At 42.5% G+C, this 18,120-nt stretch carries 14 protein-coding genes; 2 read left to right on the top strand and 12 right to left on the bottom strand.

Annotated features, from left to right (window positions below; genetic code table 11):
• Window positions 1-5 precede the first annotated feature (5 nt).
• From CB4_RS11530 to CB4_RS11520, 3 genes are all read right to left on the bottom strand, one after another.
• Window positions 6-1,364 (bottom strand): hypothetical protein, encoded by a 1,359-nt coding sequence (locus CB4_RS11530; RefSeq protein ID WP_096465940.1) that lies wholly within the window; start codon window positions 1,362-1,364, stop codon window positions 6-8.
• Between the two features lie 11 nt (window positions 1,365-1,375).
• The gene (locus tag CB4_RS11525) at window positions 1,376-1,984 is read right to left on the bottom strand and encodes an S-layer homology domain-containing protein (RefSeq protein WP_096465939.1); all 609 of its coding nucleotides are present in this window, start codon (window positions 1,982-1,984) and stop codon (window positions 1,376-1,378) included.
• An 89-nt stretch (window positions 1,985-2,073) separates the two neighbouring features.
• Window positions 2,074-2,661, bottom strand: a complete 588-nt coding sequence (locus tag CB4_RS11520) for a hypothetical protein (protein WP_231955979.1) — start codon at window positions 2,659-2,661, stop codon at window positions 2,074-2,076.
• Between the two features lie 202 nt (window positions 2,662-2,863).
• Between CB4_RS11520 and CB4_RS22010 the strand changes: the two genes are divergently transcribed.
• Window positions 2,864-2,947 (top strand): putative holin-like toxin, encoded by an 84-nt coding sequence (locus CB4_RS22010; protein WP_220033125.1) that lies wholly within the window; start codon window positions 2,864-2,866, stop codon window positions 2,945-2,947.
• A 594-nt stretch (window positions 2,948-3,541) separates the two neighbouring features.
• Window positions 3,542-4,864, top strand: a complete 1,323-nt coding sequence (locus tag CB4_RS11515) for a hypothetical protein (protein WP_096465937.1) — start codon at window positions 3,542-3,544, stop codon at window positions 4,862-4,864.
• Window positions 4,865-5,111: 247 nt separating this feature from the next.
• Here CB4_RS11515 and CB4_RS11510 read toward each other — a convergent pair whose 3' ends face one another.
• The 9 genes from CB4_RS11510 to CB4_RS11470 form a co-directional block, all read right to left on the bottom strand.
• Complete coding sequence (locus CB4_RS11510) at window positions 5,112-13,820, bottom strand: phage tail tape measure protein (protein ID WP_096465936.1); 8,709 nt, start codon at window positions 13,818-13,820, stop codon at window positions 5,112-5,114.
• A 51-nt stretch (window positions 13,821-13,871) separates the two neighbouring features.
• On the bottom strand, window positions 13,872-14,093 hold the full coding sequence (locus CB4_RS11505) for a hypothetical protein (RefSeq protein ID WP_096465935.1): 222 nt from the start codon (window positions 14,091-14,093) through the stop codon (window positions 13,872-13,874).
• 89 nt (window positions 14,094-14,182) lie between these two features.
• A complete protein-coding gene (locus CB4_RS11500) occupies window positions 14,183-14,635 on the bottom strand; it encodes a hypothetical protein (protein ID WP_096465934.1) in 453 nt (150 codons plus the stop codon).
• A gap of 68 nt (window positions 14,636-14,703) precedes the next feature.
• Entirely contained in the window at window positions 14,704-15,612 is a 909-nt protein-coding gene (locus CB4_RS11495; protein WP_096465933.1) for a hypothetical protein, read from the bottom strand.
• A gap of 49 nt (window positions 15,613-15,661) precedes the next feature.
• Entirely contained in the window at window positions 15,662-16,108 is a 447-nt protein-coding gene (locus tag CB4_RS11490; protein WP_096465932.1) for a hypothetical protein, read from the bottom strand.
• 4 nt (window positions 16,109-16,112) lie between these two features.
• Window positions 16,113-16,772, bottom strand: a complete 660-nt coding sequence (locus tag CB4_RS11485) for a hypothetical protein (protein ID WP_096465931.1) — start codon at window positions 16,770-16,772, stop codon at window positions 16,113-16,115.
• The gene (locus tag CB4_RS11480) at window positions 16,769-17,380 is read right to left on the bottom strand and encodes a hypothetical protein (protein ID WP_096465930.1); all 612 of its coding nucleotides are present in this window, start codon (window positions 17,378-17,380) and stop codon (window positions 16,769-16,771) included. The genes CB4_RS11485 and CB4_RS11480 overlap by 4 nt, the downstream gene beginning before the upstream one ends.
• A complete protein-coding gene (locus CB4_RS11475) occupies window positions 17,377-17,784 on the bottom strand; it encodes a hypothetical protein (protein ID WP_096465929.1) in 408 nt (135 codons plus the stop codon). Before CB4_RS11475 ends, CB4_RS11480 begins: the two co-directional genes overlap by 4 nt.
• 49 nt (window positions 17,785-17,833) lie before the next feature.
• Window positions 17,834-18,112 (bottom strand): hypothetical protein, encoded by a 279-nt coding sequence (locus CB4_RS11470; RefSeq protein ID WP_146226538.1) that lies wholly within the window; start codon window positions 18,110-18,112, stop codon window positions 17,834-17,836.
• Between the last annotated feature and the right edge of the window lie 8 nt (window positions 18,113-18,120).

Below are 18,120 nucleotides of genomic sequence, written 5' to 3'. Positions count from 1 at the left end.
ACATATCACCCCTTGAAAGTTTCAATCGCCCATTTTCTGAAACGATTCAGCAATACAACAGCCTGCGCTCGCGTCATATATTCTTCGCCATCAAACTTAATCACATCTTCATGTGGTACCCCTACAACCAATGCATCTCCTGATCTTGTCCGTTCATTCTCCATACTGATTACGGTGTCGCGATACCATGTGTTCAGTAGGTTTTTCGAATTCTTGCTCCCATCAGATAAATACTGATCAAACAATCTCCCGTCGAAAAATATACTCTCCTGCTTGACTCGCTTGATTGTTACGACTGAACCTTCGGGCACGTTATACTTGAATTGAATCGTATGGTCATTGGCATGCACATAATCAATACCGACTTGCTTCAAAAATCCATTCACCTTTATTTCTAGTTGCTCTCCTACTCGAAAACGGGATGAAGTCACAAAGCTGTCCTGGCAAGATTCCGCGACAAACGTATCGTTAATGACAGCACTTGGCGGCTCCGAATCTGTGAAACGTTGATAATACGAGCGCCGTAATCGGTCTACAATCGCAAAAGCTTCCGCTCTTGTCAGATGACCGTCCGGGAAAAAGCGATCAAGGTACTTCACTTTCTGTGATACTGGAATAAAGTCACCGCCCGTATTCATCAGGATACCACGCACTTTCATCTGATACCGAATGTTACATTTGATATTCGCAACGTTGAATGAACAGTAGATATTACCGCCCGGTGTGATAATGTATAGATTCGGCTTGTCACCAATATACTTTGTCAGCAGCTCGTTATGGTCGGATATGTACCATTCACCGTTAGGGATATGAACACGTTTTAACTGCGTTCCGGCGCACGATACATTTTCAAAGAAAGTACGGCTGTTAGGATTATACACATATTCATAGATTGACTTATCAGCTTCCTTGCCAAATTGAAGCTGGTAATGAGGATATTCCAGACCAGGTGAACAATCTCCTGCTGGCTTTCCGTGTCCGTCTAATGTGTTCGTGACATCAATGCGGCGCATACGTGGTGAACCGATGTATTTGAATAGTACCTGCCCATTAACCGGAGCATACATCGTTACGGTTGTTTTTCCGTTTACATCTTTCGCTTCCCGATAAAACGTTTGTATGCCATCAATATACACCAATAACGGATTATCCGCTGTAATCGTTAGCGCTACGTCCAACGTGAAAATAACCTGTCCGTTATCTTTAAACTCCTTGATATAATTCGGCTTACCTGCTTCAAATGAACAATATGGAATCCCGACTACCAGCGGTGAATCATCTTCTAACATGTAGTTAGCACAATCCATTACATCATCGTAGAACCATTTGTCGGGTGTTACATCTACAAACCCACGTACTGTCATACTCTCATCTCCTATGTTCGAATCGTCAGCTCAACGAATCGCCGCATCCGGTTAAGCAGTGCTGTAAACTCGGCCCGTGTAACGTAACCGTTTGGTTGAAACGTTGTATCTGTTTTCCCGGCAATCACGCCCATGTCGATGAGTTCTAGCATGTCTTGGTAATACCAGGCGTTCGGATCAGTATCGATGAATGGATTGTCATATTTCTTGTCATACTGGTCTTTACGGGTCATGATTATGGATATTTCCACAATATAGCGTTGTAGTGCTTCATACACACTTGGGACGTGGTCATCGACTGATCCGATATAGATTGCGCCCCGCTCATCGTAAAATTTGTGTGGGAAGTTTATATAAATGAGATATGACGACAAATCTTGCCGAGTTTGAAACAGCAGGCGCATCTTTGTTCGATAGCTTGCTGTAGTACTGCCGGTTAAATCTGATGGAGCGTTTATGATCTTATTCTCTTTGACTCGCAGGGAAGGTGTCGGTGGTTGGTATGGCTCGATGATACGTGCTGGTACTTCACTCCACTCAGCTCCGGCGACACCTGTTGCATAGAAAAGTTTTCGTTTATGCGATTCGTTGGCGTTGTCAAACGGTCTAATTTGCGACATAAAAAAATCACCTCAATAAGTAGAATATGCATAGTAAAGAGGTGTTGAATGCATTCAAAAGAAAAACCGAGCTAGCCAGCTCGGTGATCTTAATCCAGTATAACATCTATTTTAAGAGACTTTTTGTCGTTTGCTATTTTTATTTCAAGTTGATCAACAACTAAGAATGAATAATAATTTGTTAACTTATGTGTAAGAATCTTTGCAGCGTTTTTACTACAACTGTCTATATCTAAAATTCCAAATTTACTATCAGGATGACTTTTATAGCATGTTGGGCAAATAACCTCTTCTTTCTTCATGATATTTTTTTCAGAAGAAAAGAGTATATGACATGGTTCACAAAAATAATAAAATGTGTTTTTCTCTACTTTCTCTATACATTCAACTAAAAATTTCTCAACACTTTCATCACGACTTTTTCTTAACATCGAGTATTCATCTAATTGTTTTAAAAACAACTCATATTGTAGTGGATTAATAATAATGACATCAGGTTTATTTTCTTTAAATACCACATACTTTCGTATAGTTGTATCATTAAGCTCTTGGCTAATTTCCTCATACCGCTCTTGCAAATCACTTGATGATATAATCTCTTCTGATTTTATATTTATTTCGAGTTTTTTTATCATTAATATATTATCCTCCACATCTATTGTTTTCCTAATTTTCATTTTATTAAATTTTGGTAGAATTATCTACAAAAAAATCGCACTCAAAAACTGTTATTGCGAACAATCTACATAAACATCTTCTCACGTTTATTATAAGAATTTAGTAATAGTCAAAAGTAAAATATGTAGAATCAACCTCGTACAAATAGATACGGCTCCCTAAGGTGGGTTGGCTCATCCCCGATAGAAAGGGGGTGACGCCATGACAGTATACGAGGCGTTAATGTTAATGGTCGCTTTCGGATCGCTGATTGTTGCGATGCTGTCATTTAATCAAAAGAAATAGGCCCCCTTGAGTTTTGGCGAACACCGGGGACCTTTTTCTTGCTCTATCCATCATCTGAGCCATCCCCCTTGGGGAATGTCTATTGTACATAGACCGTTTTGGTGTTACCAGCACCAGACGGTCTTTTTTAGTGTATGTCTCTTATTGATACAGCTTCCCTTTTCTCCTCTTGCTTCACTTCCTGCTCTGGTTTCTTATCCGCATTAACCGTTTTTGCACCCTTCTCAAACGGAAAAAACTTCTGCTACACATATACACCGGCCAGTACCAACAAACACAAAGTTATAATTGCTATCCCTGCATATTTAGCAACTTTCACAGCCCCGCCTCCTTTTTTCCTACATTTTACACCAGCCAAGTTCACATTTGTTGGAAACTTAGGTAAAATAAAAATATCCCTATACTCGTCATGATATTTTTTCGTTAGTTTAATTGATTTTATATTATCTTACATATTCATTAAATTTAATCTTTAATAACCTATACTTTTATTAACTATCATAAGTTTCATAATTATTCATTTAAGAATAAGTTGCTAATGATATAGTTTTAAAAATAAAAATTATTACATCTAATAGTTTAGGGGGAAAAATCATGTTTTTAAATTCGGTTATTAGTTACTTAGATGCATGGGAAAAACTAAATAAAAAATACCCAGAGGAATTTATTGATATAATTAAATCCGTGGAAAACATTAACCTCGCCGATTATATGGCTTTAGAAGAACCACACTATAAAAATATAAGACGTTTTATCAATAAATTAGACTTCAATTTGCAAACATATGGTTGGTTAGAAAGTAAAAGATATCCACATATTGGAATTATAAAAAATATGGTGGCAGTCACGACAGCCTCAGGAAGTACTCAGACTTTTACTTCATGGTTATTTAAAAGAAGTAACTTAGCAGTAAAAGAAACCGTTTGTGAAATACCAATACTTATTGTGCTTACGAAAGAATCAACCAATAAAATTTTTGGTGGACCAAATCCTATAGCTTATTTTGAAAACAGTGCAAGGGAACTTGAAGATTTATCTCCACTTTCTATAAATTATCCTTTCCTTATACTTGGTATCTCCGAGTATGAAACACCATTACAAGTTACCAATATCCCTAGTATTATAGAGGGGTTTGATAATAAAGTAGTAATAAATAGGAGTATTGAATTTCCACCTGAATATTATCAAGCTGGCTTAGGTATACTTAGCTATTTTAACAAAATCCTTCAAGAAAAGTATCCAAATACACCAGCAACTGTAAAAATCATACAAGATGGTTTAGTAGTTAAAATGATTATAGAGTCTGAAGATGGCAATAAGCATATTATTGAACAAGCATTAGAAGAATATGAGTTAGTCGTAAAAGGTGAAATTAAGCCTGAGGAATACTTTGCTTCAGCTACACAAATACTCGAACTAAAAAACGAACTCAGAATCGCAAAGTTACGCATTGAAAATCAAAATGATATATTGACGTTCCAAAAGAATCAAATTGATAAGCTTCTTGATATTATAAGTAATGGACTAGCAAAACCAGCCTTACCTCCTACCATTCACGTATCACCTGTAATTACAGTTGAAACATCTTTAAGCCAACAGAATAATATACATAACGAGTTAAGTAATATTATTGAGACCATAAAGAGTTTAAGTGGTTTATTGAATTCCCCACATGATATTGAATTACTAGATGAAATAAAAGACGACTTGTCAGAAACGGATGTAAGCCACTTAAAGGACTCTCCAAGCATACCTAAGTTGCAAAAATTCCTTGAGAATATCAATAATGCAGAAAGTAATGTTAGCAAATCTATTACTACAGCAAACGAAGGTATTGAACTAGTTAAAAAATTAGCCAAGCATTATAATACAATTGCGTCATGGTGTGCTTTACCACAAATACCATTTGTGAAATAATAAAAAGAAAATTTTTATTATTAACTGAAAACAAACTAAATGACAAACCCTGTCTTTAAGATGGGGTTTTATTTATGCTACTATGTCTCAGTTACTCTTCTTTCCCCATCAACAATAAACAGCACTTACATATCTCGTAATAAAGAAACATGAACACTCGTAAATAACATTAAAACATTTAATCATAGAAGAAAAACCCTTCGATAAAAAGAAAAGCCGCTACCAATCGGTAACGACTTTCACTATACTATGCACGCCCGCCTGAGAACGGGCTAAAATATCCAACTCCTGCCCCGAATGATTTAACCTGACGACTCAACGTATTTGCCACTTCCTGCGCCACCTGCCGCGCTGTAGCTTGACCACGTTGCTTTGCCACATTTTCATCACCAAAATGCCCCTGCACAGGTACGTTCACATTGACGATCGTATTGCCATCTGTTATCGCATACGAACGATAGTCATTTTTCCGTTGCATAGCTTCCTGGTATGTCATCCCTTGTATGCCGGATGGTAGGTTATACGTAGATAGGCTGTTTGTTAACTTCTCACGAATTTTCACTAGGTTATCTTTCTGCTCTGCCTGAATCTCTAGCATACGCAATTGAATATCTTTCAGATCATCACCTTTGAAATTCCCGCTGTTGAGTTGTTTCTGTAGCTCTGCCAACGCGGAAGAAAGTTGTACGTTTTGCATTTTTAACCCTTCGACATCTGCAAGACGCACGCTGATAGAATCCGCCTTCGCTCCTGCAATCATTAAGTTATCGTGCTTCATCTGTGCTTGGAGTTGTGCTTCTTTCTTCGCTCGCCCAAGCCTGAAATCGATGTCACTTACAGCTGATTTATCGATTTGATGAGACGATACATCGTTTCTGCTTTGTTCAGCCTGCCTCTCTTTAATTTTAGCTTGTAAATCGCTTAGTTCATCCCCTGAAAACTTGCCTGAACTCGCTTGTTCCTGTAGTTCTTTGATCGCTTTTGCAAGGTCGCTGTTTGCTTTTTTTAATCCTTCTTTGTTTAATAGCCTTCCTGCCAGCGAATCTTCTCGTACTCCATCCATAATCAGGCGGTCTCTCGCGATGGATGTATCCGCTTGCGTTATACGTTGTGCAATGTCAAAGTGATACTCAATATTGCTGACAGCCCCTTGGCGCTTTTGTTGTTCTTGTTGAGCAGAGATTTGTTCATCTTGAATTTTTTTCTGCGCCAGTTCATTTTCAGCAGCCCAGAACGTTGGGTTATTATCATCACCTTTTGCTTTCATTTGTTTTAACATGTCTTCGATAACTTTTATATTGATCTGTAGCAGCTCACGTTGCTTTGTAAAGAATTCATCGTTTAACTTCATCATCTCGGCAGAATCTTCACGAAACCCTTTAATGGACAAATCTGATTTTCCTTTTTCATATTGCAACTGAGCTTGAAACATGCCGTGTGTCAACTCTTTATTCGGCATTTCTAACGCTTGAGCTACTTGAGTCTCGTCGTACAAGTTGGAGAATTTACCTGTTTCGCGAACTTCTCTCCATCGGGTGATTTCTAACTTCTGCAATGCCTCCGTTTGTTTGTTATCCTCTTCCGTAAGCTTTAATTGAGCTTTTCCCTTTAATTCATCAATCCCCAACTCTTTTTTTGCAAGGCGATAAAACTCTTCTTTCGACATATTCGGGTTATCTGCTCGTAACTTCGCCATCTTTGAATAATCATCCCAAGATGGACCTTCTCCTGTTAACCAGTGCGTTATTCCTTGTACCATACGATTTTTCCCTAATTCCATCTGCGGTCCGATCCTTGAAAGATCATACCACTCTGTTTGCATCGCCTGATATCCTTTGGCGATCTCATCCAATTTTTGTGCCGTTACACTTGCCTTATCAGAGGGAGCTAGTGCTGCTACACTAAGATTGTCTAAAAACTTCAATCCGTAGTCCAAAGCCTCATATGCAAAAAATAGTCTACCGCCTAATTTAGCTAGAGGAGCTGCTTTGGAGCCTATATAAGATGCGATGTTCCCCAAAGCACTTCTTCCCTGCTTGAACATGCTGGCTCCACCAGCAAGCAGTGCCGTGTCCATAACCATATTAGCGAGTCCGCCACCGGTCTGTTCTTCTGCTGGCAGCCCGTTTGGTCCACCACCATGTAATCCTGCCGATCCTGTCATATGCTGTCTTTGAATATTTGACACACCTTGCTGGAACTGCTGATGGGTCATCGTGCTACCTGTTTTGGTATAGTCTGCATATAGTCTTTTGAGTTCCTTATCCAACTTCTCGAATTCTTTTCCAGTAAGACCTGCTTCTTGATGGATCTTTTTCAGTGCTTTTTCAAATTTGGCAGCATCTACACTTCCATTTTCAAATGACGTAGAAATTTGATTCATCTCGTTTTTCAATTTACTTGAATCTATGCCTAACTCTGTTGTTGCTATATCCAATACTTTCATCCGCTCGTTTAAATGATGCGCCTGAGCAGACACCAAGGCCATCTCATCTCCCAATGCCTTTTCTTCTTTACTTACGGAACTGTCAATGCGTATGATAGCTTTTTCTTCTTTACGAACTTCTCTTCTCTTCCGGCTTACTTCTTTAGCTGCCTGTTGTACCTCGGTCCCACTCGCTGCTCTCTCCTCTGGTGTTGAAAGAGGATTAGCTACTAATTTGCGATGCCGATCACGTAATATTTTAAGATTATCTTCCGCATATAAAAGTTCCGCCTGCGCTTCGATTCTTCTACCTTCTATCTCTCCACGCAGTTTATTTTGCCCATCACGTTTAACTTTCCCCTCTGCTAATCGATCATCAATCAGTAGCCTACGCGTATTTAAGTAGCGTCCTTCCTCATTCAAAGCAGCGCGGTTCATATCCATTTTTTCGGCTAGGATATTTTTATTAATATTATCTACTTTTTCTCGTACTTTGTTCACCATTGCATATGCGCCGAATGTAAGTCCCACTTTTGTTATTGCTCCAATCAATCCAGAGACTAAAACGGAGTGGTTGCCTAACGCTTTCAACAAGATATTCAATCGCGTGATTAATCCAGTAAAATCTCCCCTGAATTGCTCCAACACATTCGTTGAAGCGATTTCCCATGATACTTTCAGTCGGCGCTCTTGGAATGAAAGAGTGTCCATGTTCATCGCTTCTAATTTTGCGATTGTTTCAGGCGATACATTTTTTATCCTGTCTCTAAACTCATTAAATGCGTTGATGGATTTCCCTTCGATTTTTTTGTGCGGTTTACCCTCGATTTCATCTAACTGTTTCAACTTCATCTCGACATTTTCGCGTGTCATTTTCATGATGTCGTTAACTTTATCACCAGCAAAATTAGCTAACATCTTGTCTCTGATTTCAGGAGAGGCATTTTTCAGCCTATTTTCTAGCTCCGAACGCAACTCTTCCTGGGTTTTCTTCTCTTCTTTTTTATGCGGTTTCCCTTCTACCTCGTCAAACTTCTCCATTGACTTGTTCATTGCTTCCGTAGAATGCTCAACATCAGCAATGAAAGCTTCGATCGCATTTGCTTGTCCTAAGTACCAACGTTGGATAACAGGAACGAGTATTTTAGACATTCCGGCATCATCCGTTACTTTTTTTGCATCCATGAGGTTAAAAAACACCTCAGTAAAATCTTTTCGGTGACGAGTCCCATTTGCATCGACAGTGTAAGGATTTAGATCAATTCCTGCGTTCTTAAAGATCGGTTGCTCAGAATATCGCGCCAACATAGCAGCCATATCCGCTGTATATGGACGTTCGACCATATTCTTATAGAACGTACCGCCTAAATTACCAGACTGCGCAGTCGCTTGGTTGAAGATTGAGGAAAACGCAATAGATGTAGCAAGGGCGGTCTCTTTATCCATATTAGGAAGACCATTACGGAAGATCGCACCTGCACGTTGTTGTGTTTGAATCAGGTCTGTAATCGTTGCTTGCGATGTTTTGGTTGCCATGATCATCATGTCTGCAATTTTTTCTAGTCCGTATCCGTTTACGCCCCATTGCGATAAGATAGCCTCGAATCCTTGGGATAGCTGCTCCACATTCTTTGTCTCATCGAACATTGTCACTTTTGAAACAGCGCGAGTCATCGCCATTGCTTCGTTTGGGTCTTGAATACGTCTGGAAGCTACCGCAAAAATTTTGGACGTATCCTCTATTTCTGTAGCATAGATATAGGATATTTTTTTGATTTTCCTTACTGCTTCATCACTAGTCATGGAAACTGTTCGTTGTTTTTCTTCTTCGAGCATTTTTTTATACTCAGCATTATCGTTGTATCGATCATCGCTATACTTTTTCTTGATCTCAGGATCAGCATTCTTAAGCTTTGCAGCTTCATTTAGTTCAGCAAGCCGAAAAACAGCGGCATTCAGCATTGATTTATCAGATGACGAATCCTTGACATAAAAGTTCTGTTTTGCTCGCATGACTTCTAGTTCCATGTCTTTGAATGTATCCGTAGCTCCCTGCATCAATGCCATAGGAAGATTAATCAGGTAACCACTCAGGATATAACGTATAGTGTTTGTGATACTTCCGATGAAAGATTTCATATCACCACCTGGTGCAATCGGGTGATATTCTTCGTTCACAAATGCAGTACTGGGCGACATATATCCATCCATGCTACGTCTTCTACCTTGATTTCCGGTTGCGAAAATGTCATGTTCCGATTGTTTGATTAGTTCTTGTTGCGCTTTTTTAGCAGCTGCTAGAGATTCTGCGTGCTTGAATATTTCCCCGGTTGCTCGATCAATCGTTCCAGTTAGGGTGCGTACATTCCCGTTCGCATCCGCGACAGTAGCGGACCATGTATTCGTTGAGTCACTTATTCGTTTCAATACTACTTCATGCTGGTTGAGGGACGGTAGCGACTTTAAAACATTTTCAATTTGATTGAACTGGAATGGAGTTCTACCACGAAGCAAATTATGTTGCCCGATGAGCTCCCCTCGCTTCTCCTCTGCTCGTTGTTGCTTCGCTACCTCTGTTGCTTGTTTAGCAAGCTGGCTATACCTTGCCGAAATCGACGCAAGCAACTGATTCAAATGCTGTATCTCACGCTTCGATGCTAAAATGTCCTCCTCATTCAACAAGCGCATAGAACCTAGTTGTTCTGCACGTTTCTGATAACGCAGCAACTCATCATTTAACAACTGCATCTGAGAAACATCTAGTTTGCCATGAAATTTCGTCTGCATCTTCTGCATGTTCAAGTCTGCTGCATCAAGGTATCCTATATTTTTCAGCTCCTGCTGTAATAAGCGCTTCGTCAATGCATCAGATTGATTAGCTGGTTTGAAGCTATTCTCAATGTAATGATCGAGTCGTTGTTTAGCAAGATTCGCTTCTTCACGTAGTCTTGTTCTTGCTTCTGCCAACAAACGGGCGACTGTTTGATCTTCAGTCCCCGTTATGCCGTCTGTTCCTAATTGAGTAAGTACATTTCGATAACGACCTGCCGCCGCCCGTACCTCAGACTGATAGGCGTTCAGGAAATTTGTGAGTGAAGCGAAGTTCTCCTGTGTAAACGTCCCTTTCTGCATCAGGTCGTTGAATCGATTCTGAATCCGCTCTGCATTGATAAGAGCCTGCCGTTCCAACGCATGCATCTGGTCAAAGTCTGTTCGAACCATTCCGCCATCTGCATGCGGTACGTTGATTGGTACTAGACTCGGAGGAACAGGACCACCAAACGGGTTGAATCCAGGTGGATACGGCTGTCCTGCATGAATAAACGGTTGACCTGTGTTGTGCGCCGGGAATGGAACGCCATGTTCGAGCACCGGACGCAACGAACTATCAACCATCCGTTCCAGTACATGCATCGTCTCATCCTGAATCTGCTGCATCCATGACCGGATACGGCCTACGATCGTAAACTCCATCGGTGGCAGTTGAATCTCTCGAATCGCAAGTGCTAAATCACGCATAGACGAGTCGGCATTATTGATGATTTTGTCCTCGATTTCTTTTGCCAGCGCGGTTTGCGTGGTAGTAAGCTTCTCGCGTAATTCTCGAACAGGTGCATTCCCTTCTCGCTTTTGCTCCACAATCGTTTGTACTTCTTCTTGCGAAAAGCGCGGGATATTTCCACCGTACATCTGTGATTCACGGGAAAAAGAATTGGCTAGTGGTTCCCATGACTCGTCCTTTATTCGGTAGCTGCGTCCTTTTGGTGTATAGTTTCTCGCGGCACGAAGCAGACGCTCCTTTCGTTCTAAACGCGCAATATCAGCCCGGATATGGTCAGCCACCGCCTGATCTGCTTCCGTCATCATTTGTCGTCTAATATTTTCTTCAATATCGCGAAATCCCTTGTATCGGTTTGCCAGTACCTTAAGCCGCTCCATCAAGGCATCTTCTGAATGAATACCTAAATTCGGGTAGTTCTCCGATAGGCTACGTGCCGCATGTGAAAAGCTAACTCCTGTATCGGAAGGGGCGAACAGGGAACGTACCCACTTCGGAATCTCGGGCTGTACCTTTTCTCCAGTTAATGGATCTTTCGAGACGTAGAACTTCCCATACTGATCGTCGCCCTGCTTCGGTCGGGCTACTCCTGCTTGGCTTAGTGCTGTGAAGAAACGATAGGCATCATCCTCTTTCTTCAATCGCTCTATCTCCGCTTTCGGAATGCTGCCATGTTCTAATGCAGACAGTTCCGTTTTCAAGCGATGCAAACGTGACGTAGTTTTCGCACCAGTTCCACCCTCTACTACGCTCTGAATCTGATCCATGTGCCGAATAATTTCCCGGTCAATATTCTCCATGATCTGTTGAAGCATCCCAGCTGTTTTCCCGCCAGTTACCACCTGTAAATCAGTAGGCACGGAAAACGATTTAAGCAGGACCTGAATCGTGGTAGACAGTTCCGATACGATATGCCCGATACCTTTTAACAGCTCATCCCGTACCTTGCCACGCTCTTCCTGCGTAAAGGTAGCGAATCCGTCTTTCGATATGCCGTCCGTAAATGACTTAGCGATAGAACGGGCCTGATCTACGACAAGGTTGAGGAATTGCTTAGACTCCGCATACAGCAGGGCATCCATCTGCTTCGCTTCCTCACCAGACAAAGACGGTTTCTGCTTACCTGTCTGTGCAGCGATCTCACGCAGTTGCTCCTCTACCATACTTTTCAGCATGGTCTGCACACGCTCGATAGCCTGCTTTGGCATCTCTATAGAAACACCCAGCCCTTCTCCTTCTTTTGGAGGACGGGTAATCTCAAATTCGCTAACAAGTTGACGTACAAACGCCTGCACATTCGTTTTTACTCGTTCTTGAACATCATGATACGGAAGGGTAATGCCTTCACCCTCTACCTGGGTCGGCATCGCCACATGCAGTAACTTCTGAAGAGACCTTGTTACTTGGCCTTGTATGCCTTCACTTTCCGATACCAAAGCAACAGTTACTCGCTTTAGCTCCTCTGCTGAGAGCTGGCCCAAATGCTCCGTAAGTGAACCTGACCATGCTTTATATACAGCAAGCAACTTCTCGGCATCAATCGTTGGCGGTGCTTCTTTCATCAACTGTGCAAATGTCTGTTCAATCGAATCTTGCATTTTCTTCTGTAAAGTCGCCACGCCCTCTGACAGTCCTTTTAGAGACACCTGACTTTTCAATTGAGATACCGTAGACTCATATTCTTTCAGCACAACGGATAACTGTTCATCAAATGATGATCGCATCGTGGCCGGGATCTTCTTGTATACATTTAGAAAATGAACCAGTGAGCCTTGCAAAGCATCTACTTCCTTGATGAACGCCGTTAGCCCTGCCGTATCATCTGAAACATGCACCTGACCTAGCATTCCAGTAATCCGCTTGATTTTCTCGCTGACCGCTGTGACCTGCTGTTGGAACGATTCCATACCGGCACCGGATGAAACAAGTGTGTTAACTTCTGTATCCGTTGTAAGCAGGTGTCGATTAACAGCGGCCAGCCACGCTTTAATCTTATTCAGCGTTTCCTCCAAACCGGATACGTTGATTTTTAGGTCTGCACCCGTGAATCCTTCGGGCAGCTTCACACTACCCGGCTGCACCAACACGTTAGCGAGCTCGCGTTGTGCCATTTCGGTCACTCGATGCATGAGCTCAGTTGTAAACGTGAATTTGAATGGCACCTTTTCTTTCGTCTTACCGTTGATGAACTCAAATTCGAGATTCTTGTTAATCGATTCTTCCAGCGCTGTCCGCATCCGTTTCTGAATCAAATCCAATGATTGTAGGTTGAATGATGCCACTGGTTTAAAGTTTCCGTTAACATTTGCATTTTCCATTGCAGCGATGATTTTGTCTTGAATCGTATTTTTTATCGCGTTTACAGCATTAGATGGAATGGTAAACTTGAATCCTTCCTGTTCCATCTGTGATTGTGTGACTCTATTTTTGATACGATTTAATGTATCTACAGCACCTTCATACCCAGCCTGCGCTGTCAACTTTATCATTTCATCAATATTATTTAACTTCAGTACATCTACATTTACCTTCCCTGCCGCTCCCTTTACTCGGAAACTTTCCGGTACGATACCTTCCTCAATCGCTTTCTTAACTTCTGCCATCATTTGCTTATGCGCTTGCTCTGCCAGCTTGCCTGTTTCCTGCGAAACATCAATCTGATTCGCTTTTCGCCCGCGCGTTTCATGTTTAAGTTCAATCTGCATATTGTTAATAGCATTGTTTAAAAACGACTCTACACGCTTTTTTATATTGCCCCCGTCCAGTTCTGCAATGAATTTACCTTCACCGGAAAGAGCTTCTTTCAACTTGCTCACATCAGACACTAACTGAGAAAGATTCAGCTTTCCTTCCGAAGCTGTAACGGATGTGTTAAGCAGAGCCATAGCGTTAGCTAACCGTTCTGTTTCACTGACAGCGTTACCGAATAACAGTTCGATCTCCGTGGCTAACGTGTGCTTTTCTTCTGACATATAAGCGCCTCCGATCAAAAAAAATAATCCTGCCCTTAGAGTAGGCAGGATTTATCCTCCGAGCACTGATACTATTAAATCAATATCTTTCTCTGTTGCGATATGATAACCTTCTTCGTCTGTTTCACCATCTTCACCGGACACACCTCCGAACAGACCTCCTGCGCTAATCTGAATCTGAAACTTGATTTTCTTCCCGATAGCGGCCATTAAAGCGGCGATCTGCGGAATTGTATGCTGCCATATGTCCCATTTGCGAAGTGAAGTGTGCAAATAAAGAGCTGTGAAGATATGGCCCCAGTCTATGACATTCCCATCGTCATCCTGAATTTCGACTTCTCCCTCTTTTTCAGACGATGGGCTTATACCTTTAGAAGGCCGTTCATCCCTGCAATCGCTTCGATAATCCGAGAAGCCATGACCACATCTACGTTCTGATCAATATACTCTCTCGTTAATCCGTACTGTTTGAACGCCAGCTCCATAATCCGGTATACATTGCCGATACGCTCTTTATCCTTTTCTGCGTCACCTGTCGGCATGAAGTTAGCGATAACCAGTGATACGTTAATTTTAGAGAGAATGTCCATAATTTCAAACGCATCGGCCAGCGCAGACGGCTGCACATAATACGTTTTACCATCACGGAATGTAAATGGTTCTCCTGTTTCCATCCACACTTTTTTGTTTTGCTCAGCCTGCTCCGATGTAACTTTATCATCTTCTTTTTGCTCCGTAATCGTCTCGCCTACACGCTGCACAGCTTCTTCGTTCATTTTACGAGCAATCTCTAGCGCTTGTTGTTCAGTATCCATACATATCATCTCCTATGTGAAAATAGCCACCGATACGTATACCGATGGCTTGTTCGATCAATTCGCAACTAGCAAGCAGGCGGCGTAGTCACGAATTTCTTCATCGTACCAATCAGGCCGCACGGCAGCTCTGGGTCCACAATTTTGAGACTTAGTGCATTGGTTGAAGCATTCGCACGCTGGAAGTCGAGCGAGAACTGACCTTTTGCAATACACTTGTACAGCTCTGTTTGTACACCGTGGAATCGTCCATCTTTTACATATGCACCTGTATGCACAACCGAGATCGGGAACGGCAGGTCATTCTTGAACATGTTCATGACCTGCAGCTCATCATCAGGTGCCATTTTACGGCGATACGAAACATATACGTTTTCTGTAATGCTCGGTTCGAGTAGAATCACTGAATCATATGTGCCGACTGTCCCGCTGGTTGGAACCCATACCTTGAACTTGCCAGCAGCCGGTACATCCGTGATGCTAGTTGCTACTCCTTCGAACTCAAGCTGTGTGTTTGATTCTTGGAGGGTTACGTTTACATCGAGTGCAGTGATTGTTCCGCTGGCCCCAGTAATTGCCTGATTCGTAATGGTAGCTGTGCTGGGGTCTCCTGCTGTACCAGCTACTACTTTTACAAGTCGCCCCACTTCCCATAGATAGTCATTGTTTTCTTTCTCTCGGATAGGCGAACCCATCAGCAATGACACGGAATTCATATCGAACTTCGCTTCTGTTGCTGAAATCTCGATCATCTTACTTTTTACCATTTGATCAAGCGGAAAGCTGGAGTCACCGCCGAAAATATCTTCCATCTCCACGTTAAAATCAATCTTGAGACTTTGCAGCGTACCAAGCGTCAACGCCCGGCGAATTGTTTTCTGTGCAGAAGTCTTGTCCGGGTTTGGCACCTCGTATGAACCCATGAGTGCGCCGACACCTTTGATAATGACTTTCTTTGGGTTTCCGATCTGAGTCATGTCATATCATCTCCTTAAAGTCTACTCATTCCATATATAGAGTAGACAGTTACTTGTACCGTGCTTTATCCACCACAACCGCAAAGTCAATCCCCACGCTATAGCAATACGTATTTACCTGATTCGTCTCACTCTCATGCTCGGTCACGAACATTGCTTCCAATGTGGCTGTCTCCTTCACATCTGGAAGTACACCATCGAACATCCCGATAATACGCTGCGCTATCTTCTGCGCCTTATCTACATCATCATTCGTGTAAATATCGAACATGAATGGTGCTACATACACTTCCTTGTTCTCACCATCTCGGCCACCAGGTAACGCATAGAATGTGACGATAGGTAATGTCGTTAAATTCGGCGGCTTCTTGCGTTTTATCAACTTTTTCGCCTTATCAATATTTGAAGAAGCAAGTGTCAATCCGAGTAATTCCAAAATATCCTTATCTGCCGCCAGCAACCGATACACCGCATTGTATACATTAACCGCCGCCATGTAATCACCTCATTATACGAATGGATTTTCGCAACTTGATATACTTACCGGGATTGACGCTCTTTACAGCTTCCATCAGCATCGCATAGTACCACGACTTATTCTCTTGAAAAGTGTTCGCAAACCATCGCAAAGCAGGTGTTTCCCAGCTTGGGTCACCAATCGCTCTACCTGATGTTTTAGATATCGTTGTTCGTATATTTCCACCTGCATCACGCCACATGCCGCTACGTGTCACAATCGGAGCTCCTGCTGCAGGAACACCATTGTTCCTCGCCGGGTTCCATTCTCCCATTCGTGGCAACGGACTATTTGGTAGTTCCAGCGTTCCTGTCCCATACTCGTAGTATAGGCCGATATGTGATTGCTCAAAATTCCTCTCCATCGCTGTTACAGCAGTACGATACACTCTGTTTGCCATCAGAGACACTTGCCCGGATGCATATGTTTGAATGGAGTCAGCTAGCGCTCGCCCCCGTGTCGTATCATCCGTTACCATGCCGGATTCGAGCGTAACTTTATGTGATCGAAACGGTATCATCCCAACTTTAGCCCGGAGTTTCTGCTGCAAGTCCTTCCCAATTTCTTGCACAGCCTTCTCCAACGTTTTCGCCAGCGCCTGCAAATATCGCCCTGCATCGAATGAAATGAACTCTTTGCTCATTCCTGTCTCCTCGTTTCTGTGGCAGCCTGAATCTGCACCGCCCCATCAAATACGAAGTAATCACACGACAGTACCTTTAACGGAAGTTCCCGACTCCCTTTCTTCACCACAAACTTGTCCAGTATGTCCAAATCATATCCCGTCATGTAAATCACATACTCAGCATCCGGTGATAGTCCGGGATCCATCTGTCGTAAGTCTGCGTTTACCTGCGCAATATGAACGGGTACATCTTTGTACTTATCAACCGGCTTATAGTCAATATTGCCGTCCTCATCCGCATCTTCTACAATGGCGCTTACCGTTAGGCTTGCGTTGCATAAATACATGATACAAACGGTGGTAGCCTTTTCACCTTCTAAGACTTCTTCAAACGTAGAAATGATCACATACCGCTCGTTCGTCACATTGTTATACACGGTGGAGCCGCATGGCATCGGCACTTCCGGTAAGAAATTAGCGCGGCGATGCGACTCAAGTGCAATGAGAGTCGCTGTAGAAGTTGATGCCCGTCCGATAATGGCGATAGTAGATACAGCATAATCTACGCCGTATACTTCCACAGACACGCCTTCTGAAATGATAATATCGCGCTTATCATCGATCATATGGTATTCCTCGGATCGATATCGATTCGACCTACTAATGGTGAATCATAGCCGATTAACTCACCAATAAGTTCCTCGTACTCATCGCGAAGACGTGCCGCAAATGCTTCCCAGTCGACTTTCTCCTTTTCCCATGACACATCAATAGTCTTGACCTTGTGTTTCAACCGCCGTGCCATTGATGGGGCTATCATCATCGCAAGATATGTAATGGCCGCACCCTGCAAGTTCAGCTTATCTAACGGGTCAGTTAGTTCGGCGTACCCCGGAACACGCCTGATTATATCCGCTTCTGCTCGGTCTACAAGAAATGGTACGTTTATCTCGCTATCAGGAAGTTCTTTCTGAGACACACCGAATTTTGACCGTACTGCTGCTTCAAATCCTGGTTGGAGAATAATCACTTTGATTCCCCCTGCTAAAAATCCCACCGCACAGGCGATGGGATTAGTTTCACTTCTCTACAAGCTTAACTTCCAATGTCGGACACGAATACGCGAACGCATTAACCGTATCATCAAACTCTCGCGTTTCACCGACTGGCAGCAGCGTTTCTGATGAAGGAACATTTTGATTATCCATTCCGACATAGGCATCACCGCCGCCTGTGTTCGTGACAATGACTTTATGGCCGTACGAGTAAATCCGTCCATATTCGGAAATGCGAAGTGTTACACGCTGGACGTGAACGACTTTTTCATCGGCATCGGATTGCTTTTTAGCCGCCATCATATCACCGC

Origin of the sequence: Aneurinibacillus soli, assembly GCF_002355375.1 — a bacterium.
Classification (GTDB): Bacteria; Bacillota; Bacilli; order Aneurinibacillales; family Aneurinibacillaceae; genus Aneurinibacillus; species Aneurinibacillus soli.
This window is presented reverse-complemented; position numbering and strand designations above follow the sequence as displayed.

Excerpts from the sequence above, each read along its gene's own strand:
- CB4_RS11530 (WP_096465940.1), bottom strand. The coding sequence starts at position 1,364 with ATGACAGTACGTGGGTTTGTAGATGTAACACCCGACAAATGGTTCTAC.
- CB4_RS11525 (WP_096465939.1), bottom strand. The coding sequence starts at position 1,984 with ATGTCGCAAATTAGACCGTTTGACAACGCCAACGAATCGCATAAACGA.
- CB4_RS11520 (WP_231955979.1), bottom strand. The coding sequence starts at position 2,661 with ATGAAAATTAGGAAAACAATAGATGTGGAGGATAATATATTAATGATA.
- CB4_RS22010 (WP_220033125.1), top strand. The coding sequence starts at position 2,864 with ATGACAGTATACGAGGCGTTAATGTTAATGGTCGCTTTCGGATCGCTG.
- CB4_RS11515 (WP_096465937.1), top strand. The coding sequence starts at position 3,542 with ATGTTTTTAAATTCGGTTATTAGTTACTTAGATGCATGGGAAAAACTA.
- CB4_RS11510 (WP_096465936.1), bottom strand. The coding sequence starts at position 13,820 with ATGTCAGAAGAAAAGCACACGTTAGCCACGGAGATCGAACTGTTATTC.
- CB4_RS11500 (WP_096465934.1), bottom strand. The coding sequence starts at position 14,635 with ATGGATACTGAACAACAAGCGCTAGAGATTGCTCGTAAAATGAACGAA.
- CB4_RS11495 (WP_096465933.1), bottom strand. The coding sequence starts at position 15,612 with ATGACTCAGATCGGAAACCCAAAGAAAGTCATTATCAAAGGTGTCGGC.
- CB4_RS11490 (WP_096465932.1), bottom strand. The coding sequence starts at position 16,108 with ATGGCGGCGGTTAATGTATACAATGCGGTGTATCGGTTGCTGGCGGCA.
- CB4_RS11485 (WP_096465931.1), bottom strand. The coding sequence starts at position 16,772 with ATGAGCAAAGAGTTCATTTCATTCGATGCAGGGCGATATTTGCAGGCG.
- CB4_RS11480 (WP_096465930.1), bottom strand. The coding sequence starts at position 17,380 with ATGATCGATGATAAGCGCGATATTATCATTTCAGAAGGCGTGTCTGTG.
- CB4_RS11470 (WP_146226538.1), bottom strand. The coding sequence starts at position 18,112 with ATGATGGCGGCTAAAAAGCAATCCGATGCCGATGAAAAAGTCGTTCAC.